The following is a 13614-nucleotide window of genomic DNA, read 5'->3' as shown; positions in this document are numbered from 1 at the left end:
GAAATCACGCTCGAAGACGGTGGCTTTTCACGCCGCGCGCACCCACACCTGCGTATGCTCGAGGCCGACACACCCGTTCTGGACAATCATCTGCATCTCGACCCGGACAATCACCGCGGCATCGACGCTGTCAAAGACTTCGCGCGGCTTGGCGGCACTCACCTCCTCGTCGTCAACAAACCCTCCTGGCACCTCGAGGTCGACGCCGACGCCGGCGAAGACTTTCGGCCCGTCTTCGAGCGTACCCTCGAGATTGTCGACGAGGCCTCGGCGGAACTTCCAGGGCGCGCCTGGCCCGTCCTCGGCGTTCATCCGGGCCTGATTTCGCGATTGGTCGACGAGCGCGGCTACAGCCCCGAGGAGGCCCGCGAAATCATGCAGGGCGGAATCGACCTCGCTGCCGAGTACGTCGCTGACGGCGACGCGCTCGCGTTAAAATCTGGCCGCCCGCACTACGATGTCTCCGACGCCGTCTGGGACGCTTCGAACGCCGTCATGCGCCACGCGTTCGACCACGGCGGCGACCTCGGCTGTGCGGTCCAACTTCATACAGAGGCCACCGAGGACCTCACCGCGGTCGCCGACTGGGCCGAAGACGCCGGCATGGAGCGCCACCAGGTCGTCAAACACTACGCCGAAGGCCGACTCGAGGGACCTACTCCAAGCGTCATGAGCGAGAAAGACCGCCTCGAGCGCGCGGCCGAGCGCGGCGACCCCTTCCTGATGGAAACCGACTACGTCGACGATCCCGGCCGACCCGGTGCCGTCCTCGGCCCAAAGACCGTCCCGCGCCGCGTTCGGTGGTTGCTCGAGGAGGGCTACGAGGACGCCGTCCGGAACGCCCACGTCGAGACGCCCCAGCACGTGTATGGGATCGATACTGTGGCCACGCTCGAGCGCGAGTGAACAGGCACTGTTTCCGAGTGGCGGTCCACGAGATATTCCCCTCCTCGAGTCTTGAGGCAGTGTAATACGGCACCGCACCACCGTTCAATCGCTGTGCGAGACTGTCTGTCGAGGCGGCTAGTGTAGAGAAAGGCATTTCAAGCGGCCGGTGTAGGTGTCTGTATGAGCAATCCCCCGACCGAGTTCTACTCGGAGGAACGCTGGCAGAACTGGATCGACCGCATCAAAGACGAAGAGATCGATCCGGAAGACGAGTCATCGGCGCGGCTGCTGTTGAATCTCCAGGACGATACGGCAATTGCGATCGCCAAGATCGTCGCCGCCTACGACGACGGGGATATCGACCAGGAGGAAGCGCTCGCAGAGATCGAAGACGTTCGCGGAATCGTCCTCAGCGAAGTCGATATCGAAGACGAGGAGAAACTGATCCTCGTCGACGGCGTCCAGACCAGCCTCGTCTGTGTCTTTTTCGCCGCAGAAGAGTACATCGCCACCGGCCCCGCCGACGAAGGTACCGTCGGCGACTACCTCGCTGCTGCCGCAGACGCCGAAGCCGAAGAAGACCTCGATGCCGCACTCGGTTACGCCGCACAGGCCGGCACCCTCATCGTCGACGGCGACAAACTCGACATGCAGGTCGCTGAAGACTTAGAGTACGGCCTCGTCACCGAATGGATCAACGGCCTCGACAGTCTCCAAAGCGCAATGAGCGACCCCGAAGTCGTCGAAGAAGACGACGAATAACGGCCACGGCGTGCTGTCACCGGAAGGACTCGTTTTCAATTCATCGCTCGAGTAGTTGAACATATCTAAAAGCCGACAGACGTATACGTAGCGACGACTATCCTGTTTTAGAATGCGTCGTGGGGACGACCGGGCCGTGACGGTCCAGATTGGGGCAGTGTTACTGCTCGCTATTTTATTTTCTGCGCTAGCGCTGTATCAGATTAATGTCGTTCCTGATCAAAATGCCGAGGTTGAGTATAATCATAACGAACGTGTCACTGGAGAGATGGTCGAACTCCGTGATGCGATGCGAGACACTGATCACGAGAGTTCTCAGGGTGTACCGATTACACTCGGCGCACAGTATGATACGCGAACAATGGCCGTTAATCCGTCAGATCCAACTGGGACAGTCCGAACGGTCGAGCCGGAAACGCCGATAACGATAGAGAATGCGGATATTGGTGACCCAATTATTGACGGCCTTCTTGAAGAGTCACTTGATACAAAGTTCATCCAGTACGACCCACATTATAACGAATACCAAGATGCACCGAAGACGAACATTGAACATACACTTCTATACAACGAATTTGGCCATGCAAACGTCACACTTGAAGAACAACACCTCATTCGTGACGATCAGCTTACTCTCTTCGTCATCGACGGCAACCTGTCACGGACCGATCAGCGAACAGTATCCGTCGACGTAGAACGGCTTGGTGGCCCCGGAGACTCGACGCTCGAGAGCGACGGTGCAACAATTACAATTCCAACAAACTCACCTGACCGGTGGAACGACTCGGTTGGAACATCGTTCGACGATGATAGCGAAGAGTATGCCAGAGTCACGGACGCAACCGACGATAGCGTTACGATTGAACTCGATGACGAACAAACGTTTGACCTCTCCGTCGCAAAGGTTGGAGTCGGTGATGGTGGTGAGCGTGATGATCGATTCTCAGGTGACGACTCCAGTGAATCTGGCGAGGGTGGAGGATCAGGAGGGGAAAGCGATCCAGTACAGGGTCCGTTGGTCACAACTGCTGATGCACCCGCTGAAGTGACCCAAGGAAATGAGTTTACACTTAGTGGTACAGCGACCTCCATCGGTACTGAGAGCCACTTTCGAAGTGGAACACCTATTGTTGGTGGTCAGTGGGAAAGCGATGGACCAGATGGGGAGAACACAGGGACCTTAGATATTGATGGTGATCCCGAGAGTTTGGAGAATGTCAATCTCGAGGACGAGATAACGACGGAGATCGACACCGACGAATGGGAGACTGGTGAACATACCCTTACAGTGTGGGGACAGGACGCGTCTGGGCGGGTGAGCAGTCTTGGTGACACTGCGAACACGAGTATTGAAGTGAGAGATCCACCCGAAGACGAGCCATCTTTCTCGGTCTCAATTGACGAGTACGACGACGACGTGACAGCAGGCGAAGACGCTGAGTTCACTACTAACGTTCAAAATGATGGTGGTGAAGCGGGAACACAGGATATTGTCCTCGATGTCGATGGTCAGAACGTTGCCGAATACGAAACACTCGAACTCGAGCCCGGTGAGTCTGCGGAGGTCACTCTTACGTGGCAAACCGAACAGGTGGATACTGGGGAGAGAGCGGCAACGGTCTCGAGTGATGAGGACAGCGATACTGTCGAAGTACGAGTCAATGAAGCAGAGGTTCCAGGTTTTGACCTCGTATACATAAGTGACGTTAATGGGTTTGTTCAACCAAGTGAGGAGCGACAAACGATCCAGTTTGCACTTGATGAGGGGCCGGAAGCGTGGGAAGATGTTGTCATTGATCTCAGTAATCCGAACGATGGCGGTGTCGACTATACAGACACGTTCGGTGGCGACTACCGAATTGAGCGTGGAAGTGGTCAACTCTGGAATAGCGGAGAAACGCTCGTATATCAGATCGATGACAGTTATGAAGCAGGAGAGATAATCGAACTCAGTGTTGGAAGCTATGCAACCGATGGCACAGGTGGACCCTATGATGTGGCGTTCACGCGAACAGATACCGATGAAACAGCGATAACTGACTTTGAGATAGATGGTGAAGAGGGTGCTGATGATCCGTTCGTCTCTGTCGGTGCCTCCGATGTTGACGGTAATGCTGGCCCTGGAACGGAGCAACAAACGTTTACATTTACTCCTGGGTCACAGATCGAGCCAAATGAGCGAGTGCTATTCGACATCAGTGAGCCCAACGGCGATGGCGTGACCTATGGCTGGGATGTGTCGCTTGAACAGGGTTCCGGAGAAGTCTGGCGGGAGGGAGATGAGATCGTCTACCAGGCAGGTCAAAACAGTTACGCCGGCGAGGGGGTCGAAATCTCAATTACGCTTGAGGGAACCGACCGTGAAGGTGGACCATATGATGTCGGCGTAAGACGAACGGATACCGGGGATGAAACAACGACGACGTTCGAAATCATTCCACCTGGTGCTGGAGCTGGCCCAGGATAGTCTCTATACGATACTCATTTGATATCAAAGTCACAGTATCGAGATCGACAAAGGTAGACAATTGTCGAAACCACGAACGACACTACCATATGGCTTCCCCGATATTGGGTTGGTATGACTGCAGTCGGTATCGACGCGATCGAAATCTGGACTGGGAACCTCAAGATGGATCTTCCCGGCACGTTCGCCCCGGAGAAAGGCGAAGATCCCGCAAAGTATACTAAGGGCCTCGGTCTCAACGCGAGTTCGTTCCCCGACAGCTACGAAGACATCGTCACGATGGGGGCCAACGCCGCCCATCGATTGATGGAACGAAAGGGACTCGAGCCCGACGACATCGGTCGCATCGACGTCGCGACTGAGAGTTCCTTCGACAACTCGAAACCGGTTTCGACGTACGTCGCAGGCTGCCTCGAGTCGGTGTACGACGGTGACTTCCATCACGCGAACAAGGGCGAGCGTAAGTTCGCCTGTATCGCGGGGACCCAGAGCCTGGACGATGCGTACAACTGGATTCGCGCGGGTCGCAACCGCGGTCGCGGCGCGCTCGTGATCGCAACTGACACCGCACTCTATGCTCGCGGTGACGCCGGCGAGGCAACGCAGGGCGCTGGAGCGGTCGCAATGCTCATCGACGAAGATCCGGATCTGGTTGAGCTTTCGACGCACCAGGGCTATGGCTCGGCTGACGAAACGGACTTCCTCAAGCCGAACCAGCAGTTCCCTTCGGTCGACGGAAAGCGTTCGGTGCAGGTGTATCTCGCCCGTATGCGCGAGGCACTCGAGGATTACGAGAGCGTTGCCGGTGACGTACATCCCGAGGATGTCTCGTTCGCGCCGTTCCACACGCCGTTCCCGGGCATGGTACGGAAGGCAGCAATGCTTGCATACCGGCACATCACGCGCGATACGTCCATTGAGGAGGAACTCGCCGAGGAAATCGGCCGCCAGCCCCGCAGAGAGGCGTTCGATGACGAGGAGGCGTTCCACGATGCCGTTCGCGAGTACATGGACGCGCTCAAAGAGACGGATCGCTATCAGGAGTGGTACGCGGAGACAATCGACCCGACGCTGACGCTCTCCCGCGAAGTCGGCAACTGGTACACGGGATCGGTTCATATCGCCCGTGTCAGCGCGCTCAAGACTGCCCTCGAGCAGGGCCGCGATATGACCGACCAGCAGTTGCTCGTTGGCTCCTACGGCAGCGGCGCACAGGCTGAGATTCACGCCGAAATTGTCCAAGACGGTTGGGAAGACGAACTCGAGGCGCTGAACGTCGACGAGCAACTCGCCAACCGATACGACATGTCGTGGGCGGATTACGAGGAGATTCACGACGCGCACAACCACGAGATGGACGTCGATGTCGAGGAGTTCACAACGCCTGAGGAGGAGTTTGTCTTCGATGGCTGGGGCCGCATGGGCGAGCGCAAGTATCGGTACGTGGAGTAACGGTCGCGGTTTTTGAGTGGGAAGCAAAAACCCTGATTCCGAGCGAATTTTTCGAGCAGCGACAGGCAATCAGTGACACTCGAGGCGAAACCGATTACGTGCTCGAGCGGCTAGCGCGAGTACGTACGGGTTGCGGTCGGGATTCGAGAGGTGAACCCGAACGTCGAACTACCCGGAATCACTACTCGAGAGACAGATGGACCCACTTACATTCCTCGGCATTGATCTAGTGCTGTTTTTCGTCATCGGGCTCCTCGGCGGAGCCCACTGTATTGGAATGTGTGGGCCGCTCGTCACGGTGTATGCGGGACGTATGGCGGAGGAGCGAGGGACCAAGACTGACGGAGGGACACAGACGGCGCGCTCGAGCGGACGCGGGAGTCATTTGTCGATGTACGAAGTTCGCCAGCACGCACTCTTTAATCTCGGGCGCACGGCGAGTTACACACTGTTGGGGGCTGCCTTCGGTGCGCTCGGTGGTCTGGTGTTCGTCTCGACAGCGGAACTCACGTCGATTGCGGATCTTGTCCGCGGCGGTGCTGGGCTCCTGATTGGAGGATTTATCATCATCACCGGCATCTACTACCTGCTCGGGCGAACGACGGGCGGCTTGCACATCCCCGGCCTCGAGCGCGTTGTCGGCGTACTAACGAGCCATGTCGACCGGTTTGCGAACGGTCCGGGGATTATCGGCCTTGGCGCACTCCACGGTCTGTTGCCCTGTCCGATCCTGTACCCGGCGTTTTTGTACGCGTTCACGACTGGGTCGCCGACGAGCGGCGCGCTTGCGCTGGCTGCACTCGGTGTCGGGACGATTCCAGCGGTCTTCGCCTACGGAACGCTCATCGAGAGCGTCGATATCGCCCACCGGCGTCGGGTTCACCGACTGCTCGGTGTGGCGTTTATTGTTCTGGGGTACGTCCTGTTCGCACACGGATTGATGAGTCTCGGTATTCCCGTCCCACATCCCGAACTGCCGTTCTACGACGGCATCGACGTTCCTGGTATCGACGCAGGCGGCCATGATCATCACTGAACTATGCGCGCTATCGCACACGCACACCGATGACTGCCGATCACGTTGACGAACAGTGTACGCTCTGTGACCTCCCCGTCGAGGGCAGCGACGTCACCGCAGACGGCAACCGATTTTGCTGTGTCGGCTGCCGAGACGTCTACGACGCACTCGGAGATGTCGAGGTCGATGTCGACGCGGATGCTGTCCGTCGCGCCCGCGAGGATGACGCCGACGATCCCGAGATTCCATCCGACCACGAGACGACCTATCTCGAGGTCGACGGGATGTACTGTGCGACCTGCGAGGCGTTCATCGAGTCGGTCGCAACCGAAACCGACGGTGTCAGCGCGGCGAGTGCGAGTTACGTCACCGAAACGGTGCGGATCGACCACAATGGCGACGCGGTTTCCCAGGCCGACCTCGAGGAGACGATCAGTCAACTCGGCTACAGCGCCTACGACCGCGACGACGCGTTCAGTCGCCGGCAGGCAGACGACTGGGAGATGGCTCGAATCGCGGTTGGCGTCCTGATGGGGATGATGGTCATGTTGCAGTACCTCGTGATCATCTACCCGACATACTTCGGGGCGTGGTTCTACGACGAGCGAACGCTCGAGTTCTTCGAGGCGACGCTTGCGAGCGAACTGGCGACGCCGTTTTACCTGATGATCGGGGCGCTGACGACGATCATCCTCGCTGTCACCGGCAAGCCGATTCTGCAGGGGGCGTACGTCGGGATCAAGACGCGCTCGCCGAATATGGACCTGCTCGTCGCGATCGCAGCCGTCAGCGCGTGGGTCTACAGCACGCTCTCGATTGCGGTCGATGGCCCGCACATCTACTACGACGTAACCGTCGCAATCATCGTCATCGTCTCCGTCGGCAGCTACTACGAATCTACGCTCAAACGCGAGGCGACCGAACGCCTCTCGGACCTGACGAGCGTACAGGTTGACGACGCTCGCCGCATCGGCGAGGATGGGACACACGAAGAGGTCGCACTCGAGGAACTCGCGGCTGGCGACCAGGTGCTCGTTCGAACCGGCGAGCGAATCCCCGTCGACGGTACGGTGGTCGATGGCGAGGCCGCAGTCGACGAGGCGGTCATCACCGGCGAGTCGCTGCCCGTGACGAAAGGCCGTGAGGACGTTGTCGTCGGCGGCTCGATGGTGGCCGACGGCGCAGTGACGATTCGGGTCGGCGAGGACGCGACGAGCAGTCTCGACCGGATCACCGAACTCGTCTGGGACCTCCAGAGCGGCACCCACGGTATCCAGAAGCTCGCGGACAAACTCGCGACAATCTTCGTCCCGCTCGTGCTCGTCCTCGCGGTCGTCGTCACGACGCTCAACCTCGTTCTTGGGACGAGCATCGACGATGCACTGCTGATCGGGCTCACGGTCTTAATCGTCTCCTGTCCCTGCGCGCTCGGGCTTGCGACCCCGCTCGCCGTCGCCGCTGGCATCCGCGACGCCCTCGAGCACTCGATTGTCGTCTTTGACGACACCGTTTTCGAGCGCATTCGAAACGCGGACACGGTCGTTTTCGACAAGACCGGGACGCTGACGACCGGCGAGATGACTGTTCTCGAGACCGACTGCGACGACGAGTTGCTCGAGCAGGCAGCGGTGCTCGAGCGCCGATCTGCACATCCCATCGGCGAGGCGATTGCAGCACGTGGCCATGGCGAACAGCCGGCTGCCGATGGCGGCACGGTCGAACCAGCACCCACGCGAGCAAAGCCAAGCGACGAAGACAGTGACGGAACGGCCGACAACGACCGCCTCGAGGCGTTCGAGAGTCACCGGCACGGCGTTTCGGGCACTGTTGACGGTGACGAGGTCATCGTCGGCCATCCAGATCTGTTTCGATCGCTTGGCTGGCAGGTTTCGGACGCACTCACAACGCAGATTGATGACCACCGTGAGACGGGACGGGTTCCGGTTGCGGTCGGCCGCAACGGAACTGCAACAGGTGTGATCGTCGTCGGCGACGAACTGCGCGATGGCTGGGGAGAGACGCTTTCTGCAATCGCAGCAGATGCCGAACTCGTTGTCCTGACTGGTGATGACGCGAACGCAGCCGATCGATTCCGTGAGCACGACGCCGTTTCGCAGGTGTTTGCGGGCGTTCCACCGGAAGGGAAAGCCGAAACCGTCGAGCGACTCAAGCAAACTGGCCAGACGGTGATGGTGGGTGACGGGACGAACGACGCACCGGCGCTTGCGGCCGCAGACCTCGGTATCTCACTTGGCGGTGGGACTGCAATGGCTGCTGATGCAGCCGATGTCGCGCTCGTCGACGACGACCTCTCGTCAGTCGAAACGGTGTTCGACCTCGCACGAGCGACGGATCGCCGTGTCAAAGGAAACATCGGCTGGGCGTTCTGTTACAACGGAATCGCAATCCCGCTGGCCGTAACCGGCCTGCTAAACCCGCTCTTTGCCGCCATCGCTATGGGTCTAAGCAGCCTCCTCGTCGTCACCAACTCCTCGAGGCCGTTGCTCAAAGACTAATTGCGACCGTCGGGTCGACTCACTCCGGCCTCCCATCAGTGGGCGTGATCTTTCACTGGGATAATATGTGATGCCGTCGTAGGCGGCCTATGGGCGGGCCCGACTCTGATGGCGGACGTGATGGCGATGCAGCTGCTGCTGACGATGGAGGAGACGCCGAGGCAGATGCGACCGCCATGTCTCCGGTTCCTACCCGGGCCGGGGAGACAGCCCAGTCGGCTTCGACCGCATCCGCGATGGGGCCACGACAGTGGCTTTCGGATCGAACTGGACTGACCATCGTCGCCATCATCAGCGCCCTTCTCGGCATTGCCGTTATTCTGCCGTATCTCCAGTACGTGCTGCTCGGCATTGTCCTCGCGTACATTCTCATGCCGGTCCAGCGCCGCCTCGAGCAGTATCTGAGCGCGATGACGACGGCACTGATACTCGTCGCTGTTGCTATCCTCACGATTTTACTTCCACTTGCGTACGTACTTGCGATTGCACTCGACGAGGCTGTCCAAATCGCGACGATCATCCAAGAGGACGAACTTGGGATCGGCGAAATTGAGGCCCAACTCGAGTCGACGGGCTATTCGGTCGATCTTCATGAGATGTGGGAGACGTATGAAGAGCCGATTGGGACGGCACTACAGGGGATTGCAACGAGTGCGCTCGAACTCGTCACGCGGTTACCGAATGTTTTGATTGGTCTGACGGTCACAGTATTCGTCCTCTTTGCGCTGTTGCGAGATGGCGGTGCACTTGTCGCGTGGTTCCGACGCGTGTTGCCGGTCCGCGATGAACTGCAGGATGAATTGTTCACTGGGCTTGATCAGCTCATGTGGGCCTCCGTCGTCGGAAACGTCGCTGTTGCGGCGATTCAGGCAATTCTGCTCGGGATTGGGCTGGCCATCCTCGGGGTCCCTGCCGTCATCTTCCTGACGGTGGCGACGTTCGTTCTCGCACTCCTCCCGCTCGTCGGCGCGTTTGGCGTCTGGGTTCCCGTCTCGATCTACCTGTTCGCGACCGGCCAGTACGTCGCCGCCGCGGCGCTCGTCGTCTATGGCTCGCTCGTCAGTGCGTCCGATACCTACCTCCGTCCGGCCCTGATTGGCCGCACGAGCGCGTTTAACTCCGCGATCGTCGTCGTTGGTATCTTCGGCGGATTGCTCGTCTTCGGTGCCGTTGGTCTGTTCATCGGGCCCGTTGTCCTCGGCGGCGCAAAGATCACGCTCGACGTATTCGCCCGCGAACGCGCTGGCAACGGAACACCGATTTCGGACGACGAACGCGCGGCCGACCCGGCAGTCAATACGTCTGCACTCGGCGTGATGACCGTCCTCGAGCGCGTGGACGACCCGAACACGCCCCTTCTCGAGGATGAAGAACGAGACAACTCGTGAGTGTCTGAGCTAACTGACACCAGCGAGTCGGTCACAGAAAGAATGCGTTCATTACCCCCTAGCCGTTAGCAACAGCTATCGTGGCCGAAACCGGTGTTCACGGCGAAGACGGGCAAGAGCCGACAACTGGGCGGCGGTCGGCGGTCCGCGCTCTTCGCACGGCTGCATCTGAACCTGCAACGACACCTATCAACGAGTCACAGGACTGGAAAGACACGTTACTATGCACGGATCACACGAAACGGGGAGTCCATACGCTCCTCACACGGACGATGGGCGCGACGCAATGCTCGAGGCAGTCGGCGTCGAAACGGCTGCGGATCTCTTTGACATTCCGGCTGCCGTTGCCTTCGACGACGAGTTCGGAATCGACGCACGAACGGAACGAGAGACCAGACGCCTCGTTCGCTCGATACTCGAGCGAAATGACGACCTGACGGAACTACTCGGCCGGGGACACTACGGCTATTACATCCCCTCGCTGGTCGATCACCTCGCGGACCGATCGGAGTTTCTGACCTCGTATACGCAGTACCAGCCGGAAGTCTCACAGGGCTTTCTGCAGGCACTGTTCGAGTACCAGTCGCTGCTGGTCGAACTCACGGGACTGGACATTGCGAACTGCTCGATGTACGACGCGGCAACAGCACTCGGTGAGGCGGCGACGCTCGCCGACCGCGTCCGCGATACCAGCGGCCATCGCGTGCTCGTTCCCGACCTCCTTCGCGAGGGCCGACGGAGCACCCTCGAGAACTACGTCGCTGGCACCGACCTCGCGGTCGATACGTACCCCACAGTTGACGGCAACGCCGATCTCGAGGCACTCGAGGAGCGCGTCGACGAGGACACGGTGATGGTCTATGCGGAGAATCCGACGGTTCGGGGGACGATTGAGGAGAATCTCTCGGCTATTGGCGAGTCCGCCACAGACGCCGAGGCGCTGTTCGTCCTCGGCTCCGATCCGGTTGCGCTCTCGGTCCTGCAGCGACCGGCAGATGTCGGCGCGGATGTCGTCATCGGCGATGCGAGTGTCCTCGGTTTGCCGACGAGTTACGGGATGGGACTCGGACTCTTTGCCTGTCGCGAGGACTATCTTCGGCAGGTCCCCGGCCGACTTGTCGGGGCGAGCGAGGACGCAACCGACCGGCGCGCGTTCACGCTCACACTCCAGACGCGCGAACAGCATATCCGCCGCGAGCGAGCAACGAGCAATATCTGTACGAATCAGGCCTGGGTCGCACTGCGAACGGCGATGCACGCGGCCACGCTCGGGTCGACTGGCATGGTCGAACTCGCAAACCGCGGCGTTCGACGCGCCGACGAGTTAGCACAACGTCTCGAGGCGGTCGATGGCGTGACAGCGCCGGTTCACGACCGTCACCACCTTCGGGAGTTCGTCGCCCGCCTCAACCAGCCCGCACAGGAGGTTGCAGACGCCCTCGAGGAGCGCGGTTTTGCGGTCCACGTCGTCGGCGAGCACGAACTCCAGCTCTGCGCTGCGGGCGTCACTGACGAGCAACTCGACGAGTTCGCCACAGCGTTCTCGGAGGTGGTTCGATGAGCGACGAACGGACAACCGAGGAGACACCAATCGATGCCAGTCAGGTCCGCTACGATCAGGCTCGCTACGTCGAGAACGGCCAGTACGAACCGCTGCTCTCGGAGAAAGATCTCACGCGAGTCGCGATTGGCGACGCCGACGCTGGCGAGGACGGAGCGGCAAAACGCGTCGACTCCCCGCTTCCTGACGACCTGACGCGTGACTCACTCGAGTTGCCGGAACTGTCTGAGCCGGAACTCGCACGCCACTACACGCGGCTCTCACAGATGATTTACGGCATCGACAGCGGCCCCTACCCGCTGGGGTCGTGTACGATGAAGTATAATCCGAAGTTCACCGAGGACGTGGCCGCGTTGCCCTCGGCTGCGGTCCACCCCGACCGCTCGGGACAGTCGATTCAGGGGACCCTCGAGTTGCTCTACCGACTGCAGGACTACCTTGGTCGAATCGGCGGCATGGACGCCGTCACCTTACAGCCACCCGCAGGCGCGGCGGGCGAGTTCGTCGGCATCCGCGTTGCGGCGGCCTACCACGAGCACAACGGCGAGGGCCACCGCGACGAGGTCATCATCCCTGAGAGCGCCCACGGGACGAACTTCGCGACCGCTGCACTCGGGGGCTACGACGTGGTTTCGCTGCCAAGCGACGACGACGGGCGTGTTGACCTCGAGGCACTCGAGGCCGCACTCTCCGAGAACACGGCGGCGCTGATGCTCACGAATCCGAACACGCTCGGGCTCTTCGAGCGCGATATCGAAGAGATCGCGGAGATGGTTCACGACGTTGGCGGGTTACTCTACTACGACGGCGCGAATCTGAACGCCTTGCTCGGACGCGCGCGGCCCGGCGATATGGGCTTCGACGTGATGCACTACAACGTCCACAAGACGTTCGCGACGCCCCACGGCGGCGGCGGCCCCGGCGCGGGTCCCGTCGGTGTGGTCGAGGACCTCGACCCCTTCCTGCCCGCGCCTCGAGTGCGCGAGGCCGAGGACACTGGCGAGGGTGACGAAGTAACCTACGAACTGTTCGACCCCGATCACACGATTGGTCACGTCCACGGCTATCAGGGCAACTGGCTGGTGCTCATCAAGGCCTTCGCCTACATCGCGCGACTCGGCGATGCGGGACTCGCGGATGCAAGCGCCAAAGCCGTTCTCAACGCGAACTACCTCGCAAGCCAACTCGAGTACGACGTGCCCTACGAGCCGTTCCACCACGAGTTCGTCGCCAGCGCGGGCGACCAGGATGCTGCAGACGTCGCCAAACGAATGCTCGATTACGGTGTCCACCCGCCGACGACGAAATGGCCCGAAATCGTCCCCGAGGCGCTGATGACCGAGCCGACCGAAATCGAAAGCAAGGAGACACTGGATCGACTCGCAGCCGCCTTCAACGCCGTTGCCGAGGAAGGCGACGGAACGCTTGAGGATGCACCCGAGCGAACCACAGCCCGACGGATCGACCAGACGAGCGCGGCGCGGAACCCGCGACTGTCCTGGCAGGCACTCGCGGACGACGAGTAGCGGTTCCGTCGCGCATTGGGTGCTTCCATATCAACC

The 13614-nt window shown here is 60.3% G+C and carries 9 protein-coding genes; all 9 read left to right on the top strand.

Annotated elements, in window-relative coordinates:
- The first annotated feature begins 54 nt into the window (after positions 1–54).
- The 9 genes from G6M89_RS09850 (at position 55) to gcvPB (ending at position 13578) form a co-directional block, all read left to right on the top strand.
- A complete protein-coding gene (locus G6M89_RS09850; RefSeq protein WP_165161619.1) occupies positions 55–906 on the top strand; it encodes a TatD family hydrolase in 852 nt (283 codons plus the stop codon).
- Positions 907–1068: 162 nt separating this feature from the next.
- On the top strand, positions 1069–1650 hold the full coding sequence (locus tag G6M89_RS09845) for a DUF2150 family protein (protein ID WP_165161618.1): 582 nt from the start codon (positions 1069–1071) through the stop codon (positions 1648–1650).
- A 112-nt stretch (positions 1651–1762) separates the two neighbouring features.
- A complete protein-coding gene (locus G6M89_RS09840) occupies positions 1763–4117 on the top strand; it encodes a CARDB domain-containing protein (protein ID WP_165161617.1) in 2355 nt (784 codons plus the stop codon).
- 114 nt (positions 4118–4231) lie between these two features.
- A complete protein-coding gene (gene hmgB, locus G6M89_RS09835; RefSeq protein ID WP_165161616.1) occupies positions 4232–5569 on the top strand; it encodes a hydroxymethylglutaryl-CoA synthase in 1338 nt (445 codons plus the stop codon).
- Between the two features lie 196 nt (positions 5570–5765).
- Complete coding sequence (locus G6M89_RS09830; RefSeq protein WP_165161615.1) at positions 5766–6605, top strand: sulfite exporter TauE/SafE family protein; 840 nt, start codon at positions 5766–5768, stop codon at positions 6603–6605.
- A gap of 29 nt (positions 6606–6634) precedes the next feature.
- Positions 6635–9103: a cation-translocating P-type ATPase gene (locus tag G6M89_RS09825; RefSeq protein ID WP_165161614.1), complete on the top strand. Its 2469-nt coding sequence runs from the start codon at positions 6635–6637 to the stop codon at positions 9101–9103.
- Between the two features lie 236 nt (positions 9104–9339).
- Positions 9340–10491: an AI-2E family transporter gene (locus G6M89_RS09820; RefSeq protein ID WP_165162095.1), complete on the top strand. Its 1152-nt coding sequence runs from the start codon at positions 9340–9342 to the stop codon at positions 10489–10491.
- A 223-nt stretch (positions 10492–10714) separates the two neighbouring features.
- Positions 10715–12052 carry an aminomethyl-transferring glycine dehydrogenase subunit GcvPA gene (gcvPA, locus tag G6M89_RS09815; protein ID WP_165161613.1) on the top strand — a complete coding sequence of 446 codons (1338 nt, stop codon included), beginning with the start codon at positions 10715–10717 and terminating at the stop codon, positions 12050–12052.
- Positions 12049–13578, top strand: coding sequence for an aminomethyl-transferring glycine dehydrogenase subunit GcvPB (gene gcvPB, locus G6M89_RS09810; RefSeq protein ID WP_165161612.1), 1530 nt, complete (start codon positions 12049–12051; stop codon positions 13576–13578). The genes gcvPA and gcvPB overlap by 4 nt, the downstream gene beginning before the upstream one ends.
- The last annotated feature ends 36 nt before the right edge of the window (positions 13579–13614 follow it).

This window comes from Natronolimnobius sp. AArcel1 (assembly GCF_011043775.1).
Lineage (GTDB): Archaea > Halobacteriota > Halobacteria > Halobacteriales > Natrialbaceae > Natronolimnobius.
The sequence above is the reverse complement of the archived record's forward strand: the minus strand, read 5'-3'. Positions and strand labels throughout refer to the sequence as shown.